Origin of the sequence: Nocardia beijingensis NBRC 16342 (assembly GCF_001612785.1) — a bacterium.
GTDB classification, from domain to species: Bacteria; Actinomycetota; Actinomycetes; order Mycobacteriales; family Mycobacteriaceae; genus Nocardia; species Nocardia beijingensis.
On sequence record NZ_BDBC01000002.1, the window covers coordinates 26,803 to 47,001 of the forward strand.

General features: G+C 67.7%; 22 protein-coding genes. 8 read left to right on the forward strand and 14 right to left on the reverse strand.

Going from position 1 to position 20,199, the window contains the following annotated elements; genetic code table 11:
- Nucleotides 1-740: 740 nt before the first annotated feature.
- The 3 genes from NB3_RS00870 to NB3_RS00880 are packed head-to-tail and all read left to right on the forward strand — an operon-like array spanning nucleotide 741 to nucleotide 2,499.
- A complete protein-coding gene (locus tag NB3_RS00870) occupies nucleotides 741-992 on the forward strand; it encodes a hypothetical protein (RefSeq protein ID WP_067794975.1) in 252 nt (83 codons plus the stop codon).
- Nucleotides 989-1,504 (forward strand): ImmA/IrrE family metallo-endopeptidase, encoded by a 516-nt coding sequence (locus NB3_RS00875; RefSeq protein ID WP_067794978.1) that lies wholly within the window; start codon nucleotides 989-991, stop codon nucleotides 1,502-1,504. Before NB3_RS00870 ends, NB3_RS00875 begins: the two co-directional genes overlap by 4 nt.
- 8 nt (nucleotides 1,505-1,512) lie before the next feature.
- A complete protein-coding gene (locus NB3_RS00880) occupies nucleotides 1,513-2,499 on the forward strand; it encodes a hypothetical protein (RefSeq protein WP_244891723.1) in 987 nt (328 codons plus the stop codon).
- A 288-nt stretch (nucleotides 2,500-2,787) separates the two neighbouring features.
- On the opposite strand, the gene NB3_RS00885 is transcribed toward NB3_RS00880, so the two are convergent.
- Both NB3_RS00885 and NB3_RS00890 read right to left on the reverse strand, forming a co-directional pair.
- Nucleotides 2,788-3,204, reverse strand: a complete 417-nt coding sequence (locus tag NB3_RS00885; protein ID WP_011207048.1) for a helix-turn-helix domain-containing protein — start codon at nucleotides 3,202-3,204, stop codon at nucleotides 2,788-2,790.
- Nucleotides 3,205-3,563: 359 nt separating this feature from the next.
- Nucleotides 3,564-4,727 (reverse strand): steroid 3-ketoacyl-CoA thiolase, encoded by a 1,164-nt coding sequence (locus NB3_RS00890; RefSeq protein WP_067794984.1) that lies wholly within the window; start codon nucleotides 4,725-4,727, stop codon nucleotides 3,564-3,566.
- A 101-nt stretch (nucleotides 4,728-4,828) separates the two neighbouring features.
- Here NB3_RS00890 and NB3_RS00895 point away from each other — a divergent pair, with 101 nt between their 5' ends.
- Nucleotides 4,829-6,130, forward strand: coding sequence for a cytochrome P450 (locus NB3_RS00895; RefSeq protein ID WP_067794987.1), 1,302 nt, complete (start codon nucleotides 4,829-4,831; stop codon nucleotides 6,128-6,130).
- A 54-nt stretch (nucleotides 6,131-6,184) separates the two neighbouring features.
- Here the strand turns inward: NB3_RS00895 and NB3_RS00900 are convergent, their stop codons facing one another.
- Genes NB3_RS00900 through NB3_RS00920 form a run of 5 tightly spaced genes read right to left on the reverse strand, consistent with a single transcriptional unit; the run spans nucleotide 6,185 to nucleotide 10,698 of the window.
- Entirely contained in the window at nucleotides 6,185-6,607 is a 423-nt protein-coding gene (locus NB3_RS00900; RefSeq protein ID WP_067794990.1) for a nuclear transport factor 2 family protein, read from the reverse strand.
- A 25-nt stretch (nucleotides 6,608-6,632) separates the two neighbouring features.
- Entirely contained in the window at nucleotides 6,633-7,517 is an 885-nt protein-coding gene (locus tag NB3_RS00905) for a TIGR03619 family F420-dependent LLM class oxidoreductase (protein WP_067795172.1), read from the reverse strand.
- Nucleotides 7,518-7,522: 5 nt separating this feature from the next.
- Nucleotides 7,523-8,689 carry a thiolase family protein gene (locus NB3_RS00910; protein WP_067794994.1) on the reverse strand — a complete coding sequence of 389 codons (1,167 nt, stop codon included), beginning with the start codon at nucleotides 8,687-8,689 and terminating at the stop codon, nucleotides 7,523-7,525.
- Nucleotides 8,686-9,720 (reverse strand): thiolase family protein, encoded by a 1,035-nt coding sequence (locus NB3_RS00915; protein WP_067794997.1) that lies wholly within the window; start codon nucleotides 9,718-9,720, stop codon nucleotides 8,686-8,688. The genes NB3_RS00910 and NB3_RS00915 overlap by 4 nt, the downstream gene beginning before the upstream one ends.
- Nucleotides 9,721-9,732: 12 nt before the next feature.
- The gene (locus NB3_RS00920; RefSeq protein WP_067795000.1) at nucleotides 9,733-10,698 is read right to left on the reverse strand and encodes a Zn-ribbon domain-containing OB-fold protein; all 966 of its coding nucleotides are present in this window, start codon (nucleotides 10,696-10,698) and stop codon (nucleotides 9,733-9,735) included.
- Between the two features lie 115 nt (nucleotides 10,699-10,813).
- On the opposite strand from NB3_RS00920, the gene NB3_RS00925 reads away from it, so the two are divergent.
- Together NB3_RS00925 and NB3_RS00930 are read left to right on the forward strand one after the other, a co-directional pair.
- Nucleotides 10,814-11,851 carry an LLM class F420-dependent oxidoreductase gene (locus NB3_RS00925; RefSeq protein WP_067795175.1) on the forward strand — a complete coding sequence of 346 codons (1,038 nt, stop codon included), beginning with the start codon at nucleotides 10,814-10,816 and terminating at the stop codon, nucleotides 11,849-11,851.
- 82 nt (nucleotides 11,852-11,933) lie between these two features.
- A complete protein-coding gene (locus NB3_RS00930; RefSeq protein WP_067795003.1) occupies nucleotides 11,934-13,472 on the forward strand; it encodes an acyl-CoA synthetase in 1,539 nt (512 codons plus the stop codon).
- A gap of 556 nt (nucleotides 13,473-14,028) precedes the next feature.
- Here the strand turns inward: NB3_RS00930 and NB3_RS00935 are convergent.
- The 4 genes from NB3_RS00935 to NB3_RS00940 form a co-directional block, all read right to left on the reverse strand.
- Nucleotides 14,029-14,490, reverse strand: coding sequence for a hypothetical protein (locus NB3_RS00935; protein ID WP_067795007.1), 462 nt, complete (start codon nucleotides 14,488-14,490; stop codon nucleotides 14,029-14,031).
- Nucleotides 14,487-14,879 (reverse strand): hypothetical protein, encoded by a 393-nt coding sequence (locus NB3_RS34710; protein WP_157111407.1) that lies wholly within the window; start codon nucleotides 14,877-14,879, stop codon nucleotides 14,487-14,489. The genes NB3_RS00935 and NB3_RS34710 overlap by 4 nt, the downstream gene beginning before the upstream one ends.
- A gap of 79 nt (nucleotides 14,880-14,958) precedes the next feature.
- Nucleotides 14,959-15,099, reverse strand: a complete 141-nt coding sequence (locus NB3_RS34715) for a hypothetical protein (RefSeq protein ID WP_218020514.1) — start codon at nucleotides 15,097-15,099, stop codon at nucleotides 14,959-14,961.
- A gap of 156 nt (nucleotides 15,100-15,255) precedes the next feature.
- A complete protein-coding gene (locus tag NB3_RS00940) occupies nucleotides 15,256-16,254 on the reverse strand; it encodes a sigma-70 family RNA polymerase sigma factor (RefSeq protein WP_067795010.1) in 999 nt (332 codons plus the stop codon).
- Between the two features lie 183 nt (nucleotides 16,255-16,437).
- Between NB3_RS00940 and NB3_RS00945 the strand changes: the two genes are divergently transcribed.
- Nucleotides 16,438-16,857 carry a VOC family protein gene (locus NB3_RS00945; RefSeq protein ID WP_039794894.1) on the forward strand — a complete coding sequence of 140 codons (420 nt, stop codon included), beginning with the start codon at nucleotides 16,438-16,440 and terminating at the stop codon, nucleotides 16,855-16,857.
- A 60-nt stretch (nucleotides 16,858-16,917) separates the two neighbouring features.
- Here NB3_RS00945 and NB3_RS00950 read toward each other — a convergent pair whose 3' ends face one another.
- Nucleotides 16,918-17,700, reverse strand: a complete 783-nt coding sequence (locus tag NB3_RS00950) for a crotonase/enoyl-CoA hydratase family protein (protein WP_067795013.1) — start codon at nucleotides 17,698-17,700, stop codon at nucleotides 16,918-16,920.
- 61 nt (nucleotides 17,701-17,761) lie between these two features.
- On the opposite strand from NB3_RS00950, the gene NB3_RS00955 reads away from it, so the two are divergent.
- The gene (locus tag NB3_RS00955) at nucleotides 17,762-19,411 is read left to right on the forward strand and encodes an acyl-CoA synthetase (RefSeq protein ID WP_067795177.1); all 1,650 of its coding nucleotides are present in this window, start codon (nucleotides 17,762-17,764) and stop codon (nucleotides 19,409-19,411) included.
- A 55-nt stretch (nucleotides 19,412-19,466) separates the two neighbouring features.
- Here NB3_RS00955 and NB3_RS00960 read toward each other — a convergent pair whose 3' ends face one another.
- Together NB3_RS00960 and NB3_RS00965 are read right to left on the reverse strand one after the other, a co-directional pair.
- Nucleotides 19,467-19,664 carry a hypothetical protein gene (locus NB3_RS00960; RefSeq protein WP_067795016.1) on the reverse strand — a complete coding sequence of 66 codons (198 nt, stop codon included), beginning with the start codon at nucleotides 19,662-19,664 and terminating at the stop codon, nucleotides 19,467-19,469.
- A gap of 64 nt (nucleotides 19,665-19,728) precedes the next feature.
- Nucleotides 19,729-20,193: a hypothetical protein gene (locus NB3_RS00965; protein ID WP_067795020.1), complete on the reverse strand. Its 465-nt coding sequence runs from the start codon at nucleotides 20,191-20,193 to the stop codon at nucleotides 19,729-19,731.
- Nucleotides 20,194-20,199: the final 6 nt, after the last annotated feature.

Consider the following 20,199-nt stretch of genomic DNA (forward strand, 5'->3'; position numbering starts at 1 on the left):
CTGGTCTTGGGCTCGCCCTCGGTACTGGTTCTGCTGGTCTGGGGGTCGCGCTGGGTTCTGGTTCTGCTGGTCTGGGGGTCGCGCTGGGTTCTGGTTCTGCTGGTCTGGGGGTCGCGCTGGGTTCTGGTTCGGCTGGTCTGGCGGCCGCGCTGGGTTCTGGTTCGGCTGGTCTGGCGGCCGCGCTTGGTACTGGTTCGGCTGGTCTAGGTGCCGCGCTCGGTACTGGTTCCGCTGGTCTGGGGATTGTGCTCGGCACTGGTTCGGCCGGTCTGGGGATCGCGCTCGGTTCCGGTTCCGCTGCTGTGGGTTCTGCCGCGGTGGGCACAGGCTCAGCTGTCCTCGGGCTCGGTTCGGCTGCGGTGGGCACCGGTTCCGCCGTCTTGGGCGGCACCGGTTCAGCAGCGGTCGGGTCGGCGGGCGTGGGTTCGGCCGCAACCGGTTCGGCTGCGGTGGGGACCGGCTCCGCCGTCCTCGGTGGTACTGGTTCCGCAGCGCTCGGGTCGGCGGGTGTTGGTTCGGCCGCAACCGGTTCCGCCGCCGTGGGTTCGGCCGCAACCGGTTCGGCCGCCGTCGGGTCCGCGAGTCCGCTTCTGCTCCTGTTGATTCCGATTCCCCAAGCGACCGCTCCACCCGCCCCCGCGCTCCCGCCGATAACCGTGCCATCGGTGCCCGCTCGCGAAGCGCCCGGGAACACGTCGATACCGATTGGCGCGCCGACGTTTCCACCGCTCGCCGCACCGATGCCCCACCTCGACGAGCCCGCGTCACCGCAGGCGCGCGGACCCGGTTCCCTTCCCACGGTCCGTCCGGCGGCCGCCGCCGACGCTTTGCCCGCCCCGCGGCTGCTGCCGGTGATCGGCGGACTGATCGCGTTCGGCCTCGCGGGCGTGGTGTCCGGCGTGATCAGTTTCCAGAGCGCGGCTGCCACGCAGGCAAGGATCGACGCCGCCCGCGCCCAATTCTTCCCGAGGCCGGGAGGGGGCAGCCGATGAGCGTGAGCCGGATACGCGACGACTTGCGGTCCTATCGCCGGGTCGCCGCCGCCGTCGACGCGGTGTGCGCGGTGGCGGCCGACTTCGACGCGACCACGCTGGACGAAGTGGTCGACGCGATCGCGGACGAGCGCCGCCGCGACATCGAGATCGCCAGCGCCAGGCTCGGTCCCGGCGTCTGCGGCCAGCGCAGGTTCTATCCCGACCGCGACGTGATCGTGCTGGCGGAGACGCTACCGAGCCGCGAGCACACCCTCGCCCACGAACTCGGGCACATCGTGTTCGACCACGAAGGCGCACCCGCGCCGGAAGTGACCTTGGAGGCGAGCGACGACCTGATCGCCTACATGCTCAGCCAGCGCGCGCACCAGCGGATCGTCGACGACGGCGCGGACGAACTCGCCGAATGGGAAGCCGAGACCTTCGCCGCCATGCTGATGACCAGACTGCGCGTGTTCAACAGCCGGGGCCCGGGCGTCTCGGTCCTTCGATTCGACGAGGCGCTCGGATGATCCTCTGGGTGACGGCTCTGCTGGTCTGGATGGCGGCCGGCGCGCGGGTGGGACGCGTGCTGGTCAAGCCCGCGACCACCGCCCGCGTCGCCATCGTCGTCGCGGTCGCCGCCGTCGCGCTCGCCGCGACCGTCGCGGTGCCCGAGATCGCGCTCGCCGTGGACCATCTCGTTCCCATGGGCCTGCACGCGGGCAGGCTGTCCGATGGCGTCACCACCGCGAGCTGGATCGCGTTCGCGACGGCCACCTCGGTGGTCGCAGCGGCGGCCTGGCCGGTGGTGTCGCGGCGGCATCTGCGGCGAATCGCCCTGGCGATCCACGGCGTCGGCCTGTGTGCGGTCGCGCTCACGCTGGCCTGGTCGTTCGCTCTCGGCTGGGCGGTGGTGGCCGTCGGGTGCGCGTTCGTCGTCGTCACCGGCTTGCGCAATCTGGACTGGACCGCGCTCGGCCGCGGCATCGCGCTGTATACGGCGGGCACGGCGGTGGTCGCGGTGCTGGCCGTGGACCGCGTTCGGCACACACCCCAGGTCGCGCCCGGCGATCCGGGCTGGGCCTGGCCCGCTCGGGCGGTCGCGAGCCTGCTCATCGCGCTGGGTGCGGTGTGGATCGTGGTGGAACTCTGGATGCGCGCGCGGCTGCTGCTGCGCCGGATCCGCCCGTTGCATCGGACCATGGTCGGTCGCTTTCCCGAGGTGGTCGCGCACGAACAGAGCGGATTCTCCACGCAGCTGAAGGCTTCCGACCAGGTGGCGCAGATCATCGACGCGCTGTATCTGCAGTCCGGTGGCGGTCTCGTGCTGGCGGAACTCGCTCCGCCGCCCGCATCGGTGGCGGACCGGGCCGACCGGGTGGCCCGGTGGGCGCGCGATCCGGTGCGGGCAGCCGCGGTGGACGCGCGGTGGATTGCTCCGCCGGAAGGCATTAGTCCGCGCGGCTGGGTGCGGGCCGTCGCGCGCGCCTATCGGACCACCGCGCCCGGGTCCGCTCGAAATTGATCGACTTCGCGCGAATGCGATCAATCCGGCGCAATAGCCGATCGATCGGACTATTCGGACAGACCGGTTGGACCGGCAATCCTCTTCGGTCCGAACGACCGTCGGCGAACCCCGCCGAAAGTGCATATGTAAGTACACGATCGGTGGCGCGACACTAACCCGCGCGCGGTCGCGCCCCAATTTCTCCGGGGACGACCGCGCGCCGGTTGTGTGCTTCGCCCGCTTACGCGCGCATAACACAGCACAGTGCGACCCGGCGGGTCGCACTGTGCTGCCGTGCAGGAGAACCTATTCGGTTCCATCCGGAGGAATTTCGGGCAAGCCCTCGCTTGCCCGCAACTTCTCCGCCATGGAGGTGAGCAGGTTCTGTGATTCTTCGGACAAGTCGAACGCTCTACTCGACAGCCGTCGCAGTCCGTAGCCCTGCAGCTGGGACAGCAGCTCCAGATCGTGATCGATCTTGGCGGCATAGATGTCGTTGAAGAAGTAGTCCGGCTTGACTTTGAAGAACTTCGCCAGGGCGGCCACCGTCTCATCGGACGGGTTCGTCCGCTGTCCCGACCGCAACTGCGACAGGTACGGTTTCGAGATCGGATGTCCGGAGGCCGTCAGCGCTGCCGCAACCTCCGCGTTGGTGTGCGGCTTACGCCCCGGGGGATGCACGGTTTCGAACAGCTTGTTCAGCCGCGCCGCGAAATCAGCCATTGTGAGCCGCCCAATTCCCTTCGCTGTACTAACAGTCGTTATCTCGGATACGTATCATTGATATTAGCGGCTCAGTAACTGAAAACCTACGCCTGATTCCGGATTTCCTTGAAGCTTCTAGGTCGGAAGGCGGCGAAGGTACTGGGACGGTCGCGTTTGCGGGTCACCCCAAGGCCTCTCGAGAAGCCGCGGTACGAACCGGTTCTGGCCCGTCGCTGCGGTCTCGCCGCAAGGGGTCTTGATAGCCGCAAGATAGCTGACATCTCATGGACTCGGCGGTACATGGGTTTGTGTGGCGTACGACACGTTTGCGCCCGTATGGGATGAACGTTCAACCTACGCGCAGGAAATGGTTGAAGTCACAAACGTTCGATGATCGTTCCTGTCGCGAGTGCGCCACCGGCGCACATGAGCACCATTGCGGTGCTGCGGTCGGAGCGCTCCAGTTCGTGCAAAGCCGTTGTGATGAGGCGTGATCCGGTCGAGCCGACCGGATGCCCCAGGGCGATGGCGCCACCGTTGACATTAACCCTATCCATGTCCGGTTGGTGTACAGAAGCCCAGGAAAGTGCCACCGACGCGAACGCTTCATTGATCTCGAAGAGGTCGATGTCACCGATATTCATCCCGGACCGTTCCAGCAGCCGGGTGCACGCCTGCACGGGGCCGTCGAGATGGAACTCGGGCTCCGCGCCGACCACCGCCTGCGTGACGATCCGTGCCCGCGGCCGCAAACCCGCACGCTGAGCGGCCTTTTCGTCCATCAGCAGCACCGCGGCGGCGCCGTCGGAGATCTGCGAGGACGACCCTGCGGTGTGCACGCCGCCCTCCAGCACCGGCTTCAGCTTCGCCAGGCCCTCGACGGTGGTCTCGCGCAGGCCCTGATCCCTTGACACGTCGAGCTTTTCGCCGGTGGGATTGCCCTCTTTGTCGACCGCGGGGGCGGTGACGGTGAGCACCTCGCGATCGAACCGGCCTTCGGCCCACGCCTGCCCTGCCAGTCGCTGCGAGCGCGCGCCGAACGCGTCCACGTCCGCGCGAGTGATGCCGCGCCGCTTGGCGATCCGCTCGGCCGCCTCGAACTGGTTGGGCAGGTCGATGTTCCACGACGCGGGCCTGCGCGGCCCCGCGTTCTCGCCGACGTTGGCGCCCAGCGGAACCCGGCTCATCGCCTCGACGCCGCAGGCCATGCCGATGTCGATGGCGCCGGCCGCGATCAGGCCCGCGATCAGATGGTTGGCCTGCTGCGCGGAACCGCACTGGGTGTCGATCGTGGTGGCGCCCACCTGCCATGGCAGCCCCGCGTGCAGCCACGCGACCCGGGTGACGTTGTTGGACTGCTCGCCCGCCTGGGTGACGCAGCCGCCGATGACCTGCTCGACCTGCGCGGGGTCCAGGTGTGCGCGCTCGAGCAGCCCGCGCTGGGCCGCGCCGAGCAGTTCGGCCGCGTGCAGGCCCGACAGCCAGCCGCCGCGCTTGCCGATCGGGGTCCGTGCGGCCTCGACGATCACCGGTGTGCCCATGTCCAACCTCTCCTTTGGGACAGAAAACTGAAACGCGTTCATAGCACTTGATAGGGGCGGATCTGTCCGGTTTCTTTCCTCGTTCTCCCGCCTGTGCTTCAATGATTATAGAACGTGTTTCAGTTTGTCGAAGGAGACATCTGGTGGTAGACACTCGGAATGCCCGGCCGAATCTTCCGGACGGGTTCGACGTCACGGACCCGGACATCTACGCCGAGCGTGTTCCGGTCGAGGAGTTCGCCGAACTGCGCCGGACCGCGCCGATCTGGTGGAATCCGCAATCCCCCGACGTCAGCGGCTTCCACGACGACGGCTTCTGGGTGGTGAGCAAGCACGCCGACGTCAAAGAGGTCTCGCGGCGCAGCGACGTGTTCTCCAGCTACGAGAACACCGCCATCCCGCGGTTCAACGACGACATCGCCCGTGAGCAGATCGAGCTGCAGCGGATCGTCCTACTGAACATGGACGCGCCGGAGCACACCAAGCTGCGCAAGATCATCTCGCGCGGCTTCACCCCGCGCGCCATCAACGGCCTGCGTGCGGAGCTGTCGGCCCGCGCCGAATCCATCGTGAAGGCGGCAGCCGAGTCGGGCTCAGGGGACTTCGTCACGCAGGTCGCCTGCGAACTGCCCTTGCAGGCCATCGCCGAGCTGATCGGCGTCCCGCAGGAAGACCGGATGAAGGTCTTCGCCTGGTCCAACGACATGACCGGCTACGACGACCCGGAGAGCACCGCCGACCCGGTCGCGGCGTCGGCGGAGATCCTGGGCTACGCCTACCAGATGGCGGCCGCGCGCAAGCAGTGCCCGGCCGACGACATCGTCACCACGCTGATCGAGGCCGACGTCGACGGGGACAAACTCACCGAGGAGGAGTTCGGCTTCTTCGTGATCATGCTGGCCGTCGCGGGCAACGAGACCACGCGCAACGCCATCTCGCACGGCATGATCGCGTTCCTGGAGAACCCGGACCAGTGGGAGCTGTTCAAGAAGGAACGCCCCGCGACGGCCGCCGACGAGATCATCCGGTGGGCCACTCCGGTCACCTCATTCCAGCGCACCGCCCTGGAGGACACCGAACTCGGCGGCGTGCAGATCAAGAAGGGCCAGCGGGTGGTCATGCTGTACCGCTCGGCCAACTTCGACGAAGAGGTCTTCGACCAGCCGGAGAAGTTCGACATCATGCGCAAGGACAATCCGCACCTGGCCTTCGGCGGCACCGGCGCGCACTTCTGCATCGGGGCGAACCTGGCCCGGTTGGAGATCGATCTGATCTTCAACGCCATCGCCGACCACCTGCCCGACATCACCAAGGTCGCCGACCCCAAGCGGCTGCGTTCCGGCTGGCTCAACGGCATCAAGAACCTGCCGGTCGACTACAAGACCTGCCCGGTCGCGCACTGAGACATGGAAAAGGCCCTCGCACTTCGGTGCGAGGGCCTCTCCGTCGGTACCGGGTCAGTCGACCGGACGCGCGGTCTTCATAGCGCGGTCGACCTCCCAGAACGCCCGCAGTGCGGCGATCTTGCCGTCCTCGTTCACCCGGTAGGTGAACACGCCGTCGGCGTCGATCCGGTGCCCGCCGATGGTGCTGCGGATCGTGCCGGTGAAGGCGACCTCGTTGCCGCAGGCGAACGAGTCGCCGAACAGGAACTCGATCAGATCGGTCTTCGCGATCGCCTTGTCCCAGAACGCGGCGATGGCCTCCGTGCCGCGGTGGCCCTTGCCCTCCGGGTCGAAGCCCGACGGGCCGATGGGGTCCTCCACGATGCCGTCCTCGGCGAACAGCGCGACCCAGGCCTGCTTGTCCCGCGCTCGCACGGCGGCCTGTGAGGCCAAGCCAGCGGCCCGGGCGGGATGTTCGGTGGTGGTGGTGGTCATACGGCCTCCCTCGGCCAGCGGGTCGTCACCGTGCGGCGAGGACGGGTTCGGCGATGTACTGCTGCGCGAACTTGCGCAGCGAGTCCTGCTTGGCGGCCAGTTCGCCGTCGAAACCGATGCCGTCGGCCAGCCACGGCACCACGATCGCGTCGGTGACGCCCGCGTCCGCGAGATCCTGATAGCCCGACCGGCCGAAGCGATCGACGCACACCGCCTGGATCTCGAACGGTTCCTCGGAGCGGCCGTACTCGGCGCGCAGCACGTCGAGCTTGCCGATGGTGCCCCGCAGTTCGTCGTAGGTCATCATGGCCGAGGTCCAGCCGTCGCCCACCCGTGCTGCCCGGCGCAGCGCCGCCTCGGTGTGCCCGCCGATGTAGAACGGCACCGGCTCGCTCGGGGCCGGGCTGATCTGTAGCGGATCGAAGTCGAAGAACTCGCCGTGGTACTCGACCATGCCGCCTGCGAGCACCAATTTGATCACTTCGATCATCTCGTCCACCCGCGCGCCGCGACGCGCGAACGGCACGCCGCACCACTCGAACTCCTCCGGCGCCCAACCGATTCCGACGCCGAAACCGAACCGGTTGCCCGACAGGTTGGCCACCGAGCCGACCTGCCGGGCCAGCAGCAGCGGGTTGCGCGAACCCAGCTTCAGCACGTTGGTGTAGAAGCGGATGCGGCTGGTGACGGCCGCCATGGCGGTCGCACCGATGAGCGGATCGACCCACGGGGTGTCCGGCCCCCAGAACCTGCTGCCGTCGGGGGTGTAGGGGTACTTCGCCGACGCCGACTTCATGTAGAACAGCGAGTCCGGCAGCGCGATCGACGAGAAACCACACTCTTCGGCGGTTTTCGCGAGTCCGGTCAGCTGGTCCAGCGGACTCAGCGCGATGCCGACGGTGAACTTCAGCGCGGTCACCGTCGCTCCGATCCGACCACCCACATCGAGAAGTACTGCGAACCGCCGCCGTAGGCGTGGCCGAGCGCTTTGCGCGCGCCCTCGACCTGATAGTCCCCGGCCCGCCCCATGACCTGCTTGGCGGCCTCGGCGAACCGGATGAGTCCGGAGGCGCCGATCGGGTTGGACGACAGCACGCCGCCGGACGGATTGACCGGAAGGGTGCCGCCGATCTCGGTCTCGCCCTTGTCGGTGAGCTTCCAGCCGTCGCCCTGCGGCACGAAGCCGAGGTTCTCCAGCCACATCGGTTCGAACCAGGAGAACGGGACGTAGATCTCGGCCACGTCGATCTCCTCGAGCGGGTTGGTGATGCCCGCCGCCTGCCACAGCGCCGCGGCCGCGTCCCGGCCCGCCTGCGGATTCACCTGGTCGCGCCCGGCGAACGTGGTCGGTTCGGTGCGCATCGCGGTGCCGTGCACCCAGGCGACCTTCCGCCCGGTGGCCTCGACCGCTTCGGCGGCGTCCGCGTCGCCCAGCACGATCGCGCACGCGCCATCGGAGGACGGGCAGGTCTCGTCGAAGCGGATCGGGTCCCACAGCATCTGCGAGGCGAGCACCGATTCCAGCGTGATGTCGGGCTGCTTCAGGTGCGCCAGCGGGTTCTTGGCTCCGTTGCGGCGATCCTTCACCGCCACCATGGCGCCGATGTGACCGGGTGCGTTGGAGCGCCGGATGTAGGAGCGCACGTGCGGGGCGAAGTATCCGCCCGCGCCCGCGCCGACCGGCATGGTGAACGGCACCGGGATCGACAGCGCCCACATGGCGTTCGACTCCGACTGCTTCTCCCAGGCCACGGCGAGCACACGCTTGTGCACGCCCGCCTGGATCAGGTTGGTCGCGACGATGCCGGTGGAGCCACCGACCGAACCGGCGGTGTGCACCCGCAGCAGCGGCTTGCCGGTGGCGCCGAGCGCGTCCGCCATGAACAGCTCGGGCATCATGACGCCCTCGAAGCCGTCGGGCGCCTTGCCGACCACGACCGCGTCGATGTCGGCGATGGTGAGACCGGCGTCGGCCAGGGCACGATCGATGGCCTCGCGGCACATGCCCGACATGGACACGTCGGTCCGTTTCGTCACGTGATGGGTTTGTCCGGTGCCGAGCACCGCGGCGGGCAAGCTCATCGGTTCTCCGATTCCAAGACGGTCACAAGGTTCTGCTGCAACGCCGGGCCGCTGGTGGCGTGCGCCAACGCGCGATTCGCCGAGCCCGCGATGATCGCCTCGGCCGCGAAGCCGATGCGTTCCAGGCCCGCGGCGAACATCGGGTGGGCCGCGAGTGCGCCACCGGACGGGTTCACCTTCGTGCCGTTCTTCAGCCCGATCGCCTCGGCGAGGATCAGCTGCTGATGGCTGAACGGCGCGTGCAGTTCGGCGATGTCGAAATCGCTCACGTCGCCGCCGGTGACCGCCTTGGCGGCGGCGGCCGTCGAGGGCGAGACGGTGAGGTCGCGCGCACCGAGCACGGGAGTGTCGACCCGATGCGCCATGCCGGTGATCCAGGCGGGACGTTCGCACAGTTCGCGGGCGCGGTCGCCCACGGCGAGCACGATCGCGGCCGCGCCGTCGGTGATCGGCGCGATGTCGTGCGCGCGCAGCGGATCGGCGACGTAGGGCTGGTCGAGCAGGCTGTCGACGTCACCGTCGCCTGCCACGACGGCCGCCATGTCGCGCTCGGTCCAGCGGCCCGCGTCCAGACCGGCGCGCGCCTGCAGGCCCGCGATCGACCAGGCGTCCGGCCACAGCGGCGCGACCAGGTACGGGTCCAGTTGCATGGTGAGCACCTGACGCAGCGTGCCGGCGGAGGACTTGCCGAAGCCGTACACCAGCGCCGTGGTCGCCTGCCCCGAGCGCAGTTTCACCCACGCCTCGTACAGCGCCCACGCGGCGTCCATCTCGACGTGCGATTCGTTGATCGGCGGCACCGCGCCGATGGCGTCGATCGCCGAGATGAACGAGAAGGCGCGTCCGGCGAGGTAATCGGACGAGCCGGAGCACCAGAAGTCGATGTCGGACTTGGTGATGCCGAGTCGGTCGTAGAGCTGCTGGAAGCAGGGCACCAGCATCTCGACACCGTTGGTGGTGCCGAAGGTCTCCGGCACGTGCGGCGCGTGGGCGAAGCCCACGACCGCGATGTCGGTGGCGTTGTCAGTCAACGTGCGCCTCTCTCAGAGGTGGTGCTTGTAGGTCTCGTAGTCGGCGTCCGGCTCGCCGGAGGGGCGGAAGTGGTCCACGTTCTCCAGGCCGTAGCCCCACTCCTCGCGCGGCTTCCACACCGCCTGCACCCGCATGCCCATGCGTACTTCGCTCGCGTCGCAGCCGAGCACCAGGTGCAGCACCGGAATGTCCGCGCCATCCAGCAGCACATACGCCGCGACATAAGGCGGCTTGATCCGCTGGCCCATGAACGGCACGTTGACGATGCAGAAGGTGGTCACGGTGCCGTGATCGGACAGCTCGATGAACTCGTCGGTCGGCCTGCCGTCGGTCGGATTCGCGCCGCGCGGCGGGAAGTACACCTTGCCCGCGGCGTCGGTGCGCGCGCCGATCAGCTTGCCTTCGGCGAGCCCGCGCAGGTAGACGGTCTCCTGCGGCGAGGCGGTGTGCTTGTAGGACAGGTCGACCGGCGTGGTGATCATGGTGACCGGGTCGGCCGCGGCGGACTCGACGGGTGTGGAGGACTTCTCGCCCGGCTCGAAGCAGAGGATGTCGCGAATGCTGCCCTCGGTCTGCTCGGCCCAGCGGGCGGCCACCCGCAAGCCTTTCCGAATGTCCTCGGGCGCGGCCACGTCGACGGCGTGCAGCAGCGTCGTGTCGGCGCCGTCCAGCCGGATCAGCGCCCAGGCGAACGGCCGGTCGAACGGCTGGCCGGGCAGCGGCTCGCGCACCCAGGTCCACGATTCGACGGTGCCCGTGTCGGCGACGTCGACGAATTCGGTCAGCGGTTCGGCGGTGATCGGATCGTATTCCGGCGGCGGCACGATCACCCGGCCGTCCGAGCCGCGCGCGCCGACGATCTTATGGTCGCGCAATCGGGTCAGGAAGGTTCCGATGGTGGAGCCGACGGAGCGGGTGTAATCGAAACGCACCCGCAGGGGCGCGCTGAGTACCTCGGGCACGGCGTCCGTGTTCAATGCCGTGCCGCTACCACCAGCGATTGCCGTGGATGCAGTATTCCCCTGAGTCACGATATCGAGTAGAACAGGTTCTAACTCTGGTGGCAAGCGGTTGATCGGAAAGGAGTCCGGCGTGAAGTTCGGATTGCAACTCGGGTACTGGATGGCCCAGCCGCCCGCGAACGCGGGGGAGCTGGTGGTGGCGGCCGAGGAAGCCGGGTTCGACGCCGTCTTCGCCGCCGAGTCGTGGGGGTCGGATGCCTTCGGTCCGCTCACCTGGTGGGGTTCGTCCACGCGGCGGGTGCGCCTGGGCACGTCGGTGGTGCAGATGTCGGCGCGCACCCCCGCGGCGACCGCCATGCACGCACTCACCCTCGATCATCTCAGCGGTGGCCGCGCCATCCTCGGTCTGGGCGTCTCAGGTCCGCAGGTGGTGGAGGGGTGGTACGGCCAGCCGTTCGCCAAGCCGTTGCAGCGCACCCGCGAGTACGTCGGGATCGTGCGCCAGGTGCTGGCCAGGCAAGCGCCGGTCACCAACGAGGGCCCGCACTACCCGCTGCCGTACACCGGGCCGGGCTCGACCGGGCTCGGCAAGCCGCTGAAGCCGATCGTGCATCCGCTACGTGCGGATTTGCCGATCTGGCTGGGCGCGGAGGGGCCGAAGAACGTTGCGCTCACAGCCGAGATCGCCGACGGCTGGCTGGCCATCTACTACGCGCCGCGGCTGGCCGGGATGTACGACGAGTGGCTCGATGAGGGCTTCGCGCGGGCGGGCGCGCGGCGCAGCAGGGCGGACTTCGAGATCGCCGCGAGTTGCCAGGTGGTCATCACCGACGACCCGGCGAGCGAGCTGGAGCGGATGCGCTGGATCATGGCGCTCTACATCGGTGGCATGGGCGCGCCGGAACTCAATTTCCATGCCCAGGTGTACCGGCGCATGGGGTACGACCGCGAGGTCGACGAGATCGGCAAGCTGTTCCAGTCGGGCAAGAAGGCCGAGGCCGCCGCGGCGGTGCCGGACGAGCTGATTCTGGACACCGCGATCATCGGCGACGAGGAGCATGTCCGCAAACAACTGCGGGTCTGGGAGGCCGCCGGCGTCACCATGATGCTGGTGTCGGTTCCCGATGTCGCGCAATTGCATCGGCTCGCACCCCTTGTCGAACAGTAGAACACGTTCTAGATTCGATGGGGTGACTGCCTCACCCGCCCCGTCGGCTCCGCCTCCTCACCAGCCCCCCGCGCAGGAGCCAGTGCAAATTCTCGGTCTGTGGAACATCGCCGAAGCCGAACCCGATCGGATCGCGATGGTCGATCCCTGGGGCCGGGAGGTGACGTATCGCGAATTGGCCACGCTGGCCAATCGTTACGCCACCGGCCTGCGCGGGCTCGGCTTGAACACCGGCGACGTGCTGGTGAGCATGGTGCACAACTGCGTGGAGGCCATCGCGGCGTATTTCGCGGCCTACCAGTCCGGGTTGTACATCGTCGCGGTGAACTGGCATCTCACCGGTCCGGAAGTCGCCTACATCCTCGCCGACAGCGAAGCCAAGGCGTTCATCGCCAGCGATCGTTTCGCCGCCGCCGCCAAGGCCGCCGCCGACGAAGCCGGGCTGCCCGCGACGGCGCGCTTCGCGGTGGGGGAGATCGAGGGCTTCAAGTCGGTGGCCTGGCTCGGCGCGGCCGACACCGGCCGTCCCACCGACCGCAGCACCGGCGCGCCGATGCTCTACACCTCCGGAACCACCGGACGGCCCAAGGGCGTCCGGCGGCCGCTCACCGGTGCGGACCCGGACGTCGTCCCGCCGCACACCACCGCGTTCTTCGGCCTGTTCGAGCTCGCGCCCTACGACGACCACGTGCACATCTGCGGCTCGCCGCTGTACCACACGGCGGTGCTGAACTTCGCGACCATCTCCATCCAGCTGGGCCACAAGCTCGTGCTGATGGACCGCTGGGACGCCGAGGACATGCTGCGGCTGATCGACAAGCACCGGGTGACGCACAGCCACATGGTGCCCACCCAGTTCCACCGCCTGCTCGCCCTGCCGGAGGAGGTGCGCGCCAAGTACGACGTGTCCTCGCTGCGCAGCATGGTGCACGGCGCCGCGCCCTGCCCGCAGGAGACCAAGCGGCAGATGCTCGAGTGGTGGGGTCCGACGGTCACCGAGTACTACGCGGCCACCGAGGGCGGCGGCACGGTGATCAACGGCACCGACTGGCTGCGCAAGCCGGGCTCGGTCGGCAAGGCGTGGCCGTGGTCGGTGATCAAGGTGCTCAGCGAAGAGGACGGCTCCGAGGTGCCGGTCGGCGAACCCGGCCTGGTCTACATGCGCATGGGCGCGTCGAGTTTCGAGTACCACCACGACAAGGCCAAGACCGAGGACTCGCGCGTCGGCGACCTGTTCACCGTCGGCGACATCGGCCACCTCGACGAGGACGGTTACCTCTACCTGCACGACCGGCGCTCGGACCTGATCCTGTCCGGCGGTGTGAACATCTACCCGGCGGAGGTCGAGAACGTCCTGATCACCCACCCGAAGGTCGCCGACGTCGCGGTCTTCGGCATCCCGCACCCGGATTGGGGCCAGGAGGTGAAGGCGGTCGTACAGCCCGCCGACGGAACCGAGGGCGACGACGCGCTCACCGAGGAACTCCTCGCCTTCGCCGCCACGCAGTTGGCGAAGTACAAGATGCCCAAGTCGATCGATTATCTGCCCGAACTGCCGCGCGATCCGAACGGCAAGCTCTACAAGCGCAAGCTGCGGGAGCGGTACATTCCCGCGTCCTGAGGCACCCCGCCGGACGGGCGGCGTCGGGCAACGCCCGGCCCAGGTCCGACGGAGGGCAGGCGCCGCGCAGCCGGGCCGCTGGGGCTGTGACCCGGCCGCGCGATGACGCCGAAGGCGAATGCGCCCTTCACGATTACCGTGAAGGGCGCATTCCCGTCCCCGCGGATGGGGATCTGCGAGCACGGTATGGATCGAACATGTCTATCAAGAGTGCTCGTCTATCGCCTGCCGAAACTCCTCTGCGTGCGGCCCCGAGAGATCGAAGGTGACCGTGACTGTGGACTCGTCCCGCTCGGTGGTGGTCATGGCCGGACATTACCTATCGGCGTCGCGCCTGTCCTGCCGCCGTAGCGGCTGTCACCGCCGAAGTCGAGTATTTCGAGTGAAGCAACGATGTGGACGATCAGCCGGGTTGCTAGCTGCCGGGCACCTCGGGCAACCAGTGCGAACTCAGTAGCCGCAGCTCGGGACCCCCACGCAAGCAGAGTTATCGGGTCTACAACAACGAAACCCCCGGCCCTTCTCGGCCCGGGGGTTTCGTGGTTCGCGAGTTGGGTCAGCGGGCCGACAGCGCGATATGTTCCTGCCGGATGTCGCCACTGGCGACGGCGACGAGACGCTCCCGGTCATCGAGCGGCATCGCGAAAAACCGCATTCCATAGTGCGGTTCACCAAGCTCAGCGGCAGCGATTTCGATGGACCGCCGCGTCGTCTCGACCAGGATGCCCGGCCGATCCTGCGCCACCCGGACGGCAACGACTTCAGGGAAACCGTCACGACCGCCGACGCAGTACCGCAGTTGCTCGCCGGGCTCGCGAACACCGCCGATGCCGCCGGAATCCAGGCGGCCCTCGCCGTCGGCGACTTCCACGAAGGTCGCCAAGAAATCTGCATCCTCCGGCCAGCCCATGAGATCGGCTTCCGGTGGCCGTCGTGCGTCGCACCAGACGCGCCATGTGAATTCACCGCGGGAACCAACCGGCGTGACCGGCTCCCAACCTTGATCGCGGAGGGTCATTTATGGATTGTCACACACGGGTAGCCGGAGATCGAGACCCGTCCGGTGGGGTCCCACCAGCCAGCACAGATCCGCGTACCATCCAGGAACCCCCCAGTTGGGCCGTAGCTGTCACGGTAAACTCCGGAACCTTTTGCCCCCGGCTGGGTTACTTCGGAGTTGATTCTTTTGGCTTTACCGTCCGGGCTCACCACGATGTAGTACGCCTGCACTTGGCCTTCACCTCCGGGGCTGGCGTAGGTGGTGACGGTCTTGCCGACAATCAAGCCCTCGCCGATCACTGTGAGGCTGACTGGGCCGTCTTGTTTCTCCGCGCTGGCATGGGCCGGGGCGGCGCCGACAGCGAGTGCGGCAAACGCGGCGGCGACAGCGAGTGTTGTAGTGTGCATGATTCCCCCTGTGCGCTAATAGGTTTGGGCTTGCAGCCCATAGAAATGGTCCCTGATTGGGGCACGTCAGCGCGAGTGGTTATGTCCATGTGGCCGGGAGCTGGTTGTTGACGTCCCGGAGGATGGCGTCGAGTATGGGACCGCTGCCGGGCGCGAGCGCTCCCGCACCCTTGGCGGCGAGGTAGACCAGATGCTCCCGCGCGACGAGGCCAGGCATCATCAGCCGCAGCCCGTGCACGGCGTTGTGCGCTACAGCCTCACTGTGTCGTTCGCTGGCCGTTTGTTCGCGGCGGGCGCTGGTTTGTAACCGGGAGAATGGCAAGTGTTGGGGGACCGAAGCTTTTTATGCCGAGAAGGGCGCATTCGCGCGTTCGAGTCAGATGCTTTCGCGGAGTTCCGGCGCGAGGCCGAACAGCGGGAACAGCTTCTCGGTGTCCAGGAAGAAGTTCAGTCCGGCGATTGTGTCGCCGTCGAGTTCCAGGACCGTGATCGACCACGGGACCCATACGCCCGGCTCGCCGCTCGGCTTGTAGTGGCCGAAGGCGGGCAGGCCGTTGGCGCCTTCCAGCCGGACCAGTCGCGAATCGCGGCAGGCGCTTCCGTGGCCGAGCATGAACGCGGCCACGTTCTCCGGGCCGGAGATCCACAGCTCGATCGGCGGCATGGACAGCGCCACATCCGCTTTCAGCAGCGAGGTGAGGGTGTCCATGTCGTAGGCCTCGAACGCCTTGACGAAACCGTCGACCAGTTTGCGCTGGTCCTCGTCGGTCTCGTCGTAGGTGTCGGTGGCCGCGGGCTGAACTTTGGACATGGTGGCGCGCGCCCGTTGCAGCGCGCTGTTGACCGACGCGGGCGACATGGTGAGCGCCTCGGCGGTCTCGTTGGCGGAGAAACGCAGCACCTCGCGCATGATCAGGATCGCGCGCTGGGTGGCGGGCAGGTGCTGGCAGGCGGCGACGAAGGCCAGGCGCAGCGTGTCCTTGGCGCTGGCGTGCTCGGCCGGGTCGGCGCCGAAGGCGAGGGCGTTCGGGATCGGCTCGATCCACACGTAATCCGGCTGCGGCGCGGGCAACGGCGAATCCGGCCGCGACGGGCCGGACAGATCCATCGGCCTGGCGCGGCGCTGCGGGCCGTCGAGCATGTCGAGGCAGACGTTCGTGGTGATCTTGTACAGCCAGGAGCGGAGGCTGGCGCGGCCCTCGAACGAGTCGTAGGACTTCCACGCCCTGGTGAGGGTCTCCTGCACCGCGTCCTCCGCTTCGAAGGAGGAGCCGAGCATGCGGTAGGCGTACGCGCAGAGTTCCCTGCGATGGGTCTCGAACGCGGCGAGCAGATCGGGAGCGAGGCCGGCGGGGGAGGCTGGCGAGTCGGTCATGGGGGTCACCCTGCCACAGGTCACCGACACAAAACAGGCCCGTGAACTCGAGGGCGACACCGATCAAGATCACTAAACCCGTTCGGCGTGTGGGACCTGTCACGGGCGCGGCGACGATTAGTTCCGCGCCCGTAGGTCGTCCTATCCAGTGACACGAACGGACATGCTCGAAAGGAAGAGGCCATGAGCAGCAAGATGATCTTCGTCAATCTCCCGGTGGCGGATCTGCACCGGTCGATGGCGTTCTACGAGGCGCTGGGCTGGAAGGTCAACCAGGAGTTCACCGACGACAACGCCGCCTGCATCGTTGTGGACGACAACATCTGCCTGATGCTGCTCACCAGGGATTTCTTCACCACCTTCAGCAAGCGCCCGGTGGCGGACACGAAGGCGGCGATCAACGCCGCGTACGCGCTCGCGCTCGGCAGCGCCGAGGAGGTCGACAGCCTGACCGAGGCCGCGCTGGCCGCGGGCGCGACCGAAGAGGTGAACGAGGACAAGCGGGCGCAGGAGGCGCAGGTGGGCATGCACGGCCGCACCTTCATCGACCCGGACGGGCACCAGTGGGAGCCGTTCTGGATGGATTACCCGGGCGCGAACTGAGCCCGGCGGGGGGTCGCCCCCGATGCGTGCGCATCGGGGGCGCGGGGCTCGGGTGGAAACTCAGTTTCCGTTGAAAGAGGGCTTACGCTTCTCCGCGAACGCCCGCGGCCCTTCCTTGGCATCGGCCGAGCGGAAGACTGACATGCCGAGCTTGGCGTCGATCTGGAAGGCGTCCTCTTCCGGCATGGCCTCGGTCTCCCGGATCGTGCGCAGGATGGCCTGCACGGCGAGCGGGCCGTTGGCGGCGATCTGTCCCGCGATCTCCAGCGCTTTGTCCAGCGCCGTTCCATCCGGCACCACGTGCCCGATCAGGCCGATCTCCTTGGCCTCGGCGGCGCTGAGGTGCCGTCCGGTGAGCAGGATCTCGGCGGCGACGGTGTAGGGGATCTGGCGGACCAGCCGCACCGCCGAGCCGCCCAGCGGGAACAGGCCCCAACGCGCTTCGGAGACACCGAATTTCGCGCTCTCCCCGGCCACCCGGATGTCGGTGCCCTGTAGGATCTCGGTGCCGCCCGCGATGGCGGGGCCCTCCACCGCCGCGATCAGCGGCTTGGTCAGTCTGCGGCCTTTGAGCAGCGCCTCCAGCTTGGCCGGATTCCACCCGCCGCCGTCGATGGTGTCGCCGGGGTGCTCGGAGGTCATGCCCTTGAGATCGGCGCCCGCGCAGAACGCGCCGCCCGCGCCGGTCAGGATCGCGACCCTGATATCCGGATCGTCGTCCACCTGGTTCCAGGCGTCCTTCATGATCGCCATCATCTCGCCCGACAGCGCGTTGCGCGCCTCCGGCCGGTTCATGGTGACGATGAGGACGTGGTCTCGCTTCTCGACGAGGCAGTGCGGCATCGCTGATTCTCCTGACTTCAGAGCCTTGTCAGAAACAGTAACACGTTCTATTTTTATGGCTGTGAGCTACAACATAGCGGACCTAGTCGAACACGCCATCGACCTGATGCCCGACCGCGTCGCGCTGGCCGACGACGGCCGCGAGGTCACCTACGCCCAGTTGGAGGAGCGGGCCAACAAACTCGCTCACTACCTGCAAGAACAGGGAGTCCAGCCGGGCGACAAGGTGGGTATCTACTCACGCAACACGATCGAGGCCGTCGAGGCCATGGTCGCGGTCTTCAAGGCGCGGGCCGTGATGATCAACGTGAACTTCCGTTACGTCGAGAACGAGTTGCAATACATTTTCGACAACTCGGACATGGTCGCGCTGATCCACGAGCGGCGCTACAGCGACCGGGTCGCCGCCGTTCGGCCGAAGACTCCGCTGCTGCGCACCGTCATCGTCGTCGACGACGATACGACCGGCACCATTCCCACCGCAGCCGATTCGGTGGAATACGAAGCGGTGATCGCGCAGTCCTCCGGCGAGCGCGACTTCGGCGAACGCTCCCCGGACGACCTGTACATGGTCTACACCGGCGGTACCACCGGCATGCCGAAGGGCGTGATGTGGCGCCAGGAGGACGTCTGGCGCGTGCTCGGCGCGGGCATCAACTTCATCACCGGTGAATACGTCCAGGACGAATGGGAGCTGGCCAAGGTCGGCGCGGGCAGCCCGCCGATGGTGCGGTTCCCGATCCCGCCGATGATCCACGGCGGGGCGCAGTGGGCCACGTTCCACAGCCTGTTCGGCGGCGGCAAGGCCGTGATGCTCCCGGAATTCTCCGGGCACGGCGTGTGGCGGGCCATCGACAAGCACAAGATCAACCTGATCTTCATCACCGGTGACGCCATGGCACGCCCGATGCTCGACGCGCTGATCGAGGGCAATCCGGAAACCGGTCAGCCCTACGATCTTTCGAGTCTGTACGTGATGGCCAGCAGTGCGGCGCTGTTCTCGCCCGCGCTCAAGGACCAGTTCCTGGAGCTGCTGCCCAACCGGATGATCTCCGATTCGATCGGCTCCTCGGAGACCGGGTTCGGTGGCATCGCCATCGTCGCCAAGGGCGCGACGCACACCGGAGGGCCGCGCGTGAAGATCGACGCGTCCACCGAGGTGCTCGACGAGGACGGCAATCCCGTGCAGCCCGGCTCCGGCGCGGTCGGCATCCTGGCCCGGCGCGGGCACATCCCGCTCGGCTACTACAAGGACGAGGCGAAGACCGCGGCGACCTTCAAGGAGTTCAACGGCGTCCGCTACGCCATCCCCGGCGACTTCGCCCGCGTCGAGGAGGACGGCACGGTCACCATGCTCGGCCGCGGCTCGGTCAGCATCAACAGCGGCGGCGAGAAGATCTACCCCGAGGAGGTCGAGGGCGCGCTCAAGACCCACCCGGAGATCTTCGACGCGCTCGTGGTCGGCATCGATGACGAGCGCTGGGGCCAGCGCGTGGTCGCGGTCGTGCAGTGCCGCGGCGAGTCCCGCCCCACCCTCGAGGAACTGCGCCCCATGCTCACCCAGGAGATCGCGCCCTACAAGCTCCCGCGCAGCTTGTGGTTCGTCGACGAGATCAAGCGTTCCCCCGCGGGCAAGCCCGACTACCGCTGGGCCAAGGAACAAACGCAATCCCGCCCCGCCGACGACAATGCCGTGGCGAGCGCGAAGTAGCAGTCCGACCGCACGGCCGGCCACCGCGCCTCGAGGGTGGCCGGCCATTACGGCATCAGCGCCGCCGATCGGTCTGCCGTGGATGCCCCGTACCGGCGAGTGTGAGGTAGAGGGTGCGGTTGGCGTCATCGATCGCGTACCAGATCCGGCCGCCTCCGGTGATCTCGTACTGCCATTGCTCCAATTCCGCGCCGCCGAGTTTGACCGATTTGAGCTCATACTTCAGTCGATGCTGCCGCGAAGGGTTCGCCATGCTACGAGGGTCACGACAACGCGCCACGGATTGGGGCGCGGCACCTCATCACCTCGGTGCAGCTTCATTCCGCCGTTCCCGGCCGTGTGACCTCGGTGAAGTCCGCCGGGTCGAACGGCCCGGTCAGTCGGCGGGCGAGTTCTGGTTGCGCGTAGATCTCGGCGGTGCTTCGCCAGGCGGCCAGATCGCGGGCGAACGGAATGAACAATCCGGTGTCCGCACCGGCGATGAGCTGGTCCAGCAGTTCGCTCACCGCTTCGGTGCGTCCGGTCTCGGGTAGCCATTTCAGCCAGGGCAGCTCTTCGGCGAACACCTCTTCCGCCAAAGACCGATTCGACCGGGCGATGATGGCGAGGGTGCGGGCGAGCAGCCGCGTCGCGGCCTCCTTGGCCTCGAACCGCTCCGAGCGAGACAGCACGAGATTCTCCGCGTCGCGGCGCTCCAGGATGACCTCGGCGTCGTCCAGGGCGGGAAACACCGACGTCTGTTTACGAATCAGGTCGCTGAAGGGAAAACTCTTCGCGGTCATGTGCCT

Coding starts and splice junctions, on each gene's coding strand:
- NB3_RS34710 (WP_157111407.1), bottom strand. CDS start 14,879: ATGCACACTACAACACTCGCTGTCGCCGCCGCGTTTGCCGCACTCGCT.
- NB3_RS00890 (WP_067794984.1), bottom strand. CDS start 4,727: ATGGGCACACCGGTGATCGTCGAGGCCGCACGGACCCCGATCGGCAAG.
- NB3_RS00945 (WP_039794894.1), top strand. CDS start 16,438: ATGAGCAGCAAGATGATCTTCGTCAATCTCCCGGTGGCGGATCTGCAC.
- NB3_RS00870 (WP_067794975.1), top strand. CDS start 741: ATGCCCCACCTCGACGAGCCCGCGTCACCGCAGGCGCGCGGACCCGGT.
- NB3_RS00910 (WP_067794994.1), bottom strand. CDS start 8,689: ATGAGCTTGCCCGCCGCGGTGCTCGGCACCGGACAAACCCATCACGTG.
- NB3_RS00965 (WP_067795020.1), bottom strand. CDS start 20,193: ATGACCGCGAAGAGTTTTCCCTTCAGCGACCTGATTCGTAAACAGACG.
- NB3_RS00875 (WP_067794978.1), top strand. CDS start 989: ATGAGCGTGAGCCGGATACGCGACGACTTGCGGTCCTATCGCCGGGTC.
- NB3_RS00940 (WP_067795010.1), bottom strand. CDS start 16,254: ATGACCGACTCGCCAGCCTCCCCCGCCGGCCTCGCTCCCGATCTGCTC.
- NB3_RS00935 (WP_067795007.1), bottom strand. CDS start 14,490: ATGACCCTCCGCGATCAAGGTTGGGAGCCGGTCACGCCGGTTGGTTCC.
- NB3_RS34715 (WP_218020514.1), bottom strand. CDS start 15,099: ATGATGCCTGGCCTCGTCGCGCGGGAGCATCTGGTCTACCTCGCCGCC.
- NB3_RS00960 (WP_067795016.1), bottom strand. CDS start 19,664: ATGGCGAACCCTTCGCGGCAGCATCGACTGAAGTATGAGCTCAAATCG.
- NB3_RS00895 (WP_067794987.1), top strand. CDS start 4,829: ATGATTATAGAACGTGTTTCAGTTTGTCGAAGGAGACATCTGGTGGTA.
- NB3_RS00950 (WP_067795013.1), bottom strand. CDS start 17,700: ATGCCGCACTGCCTCGTCGAGAAGCGAGACCACGTCCTCATCGTCACC.
- NB3_RS00900 (WP_067794990.1), bottom strand. CDS start 6,607: ATGACCACCACCACCACCGAACATCCCGCCCGGGCCGCTGGCTTGGCC.
- NB3_RS00885 (WP_011207048.1), bottom strand. CDS start 3,204: ATGGCTGATTTCGCGGCGCGGCTGAACAAGCTGTTCGAAACCGTGCAT.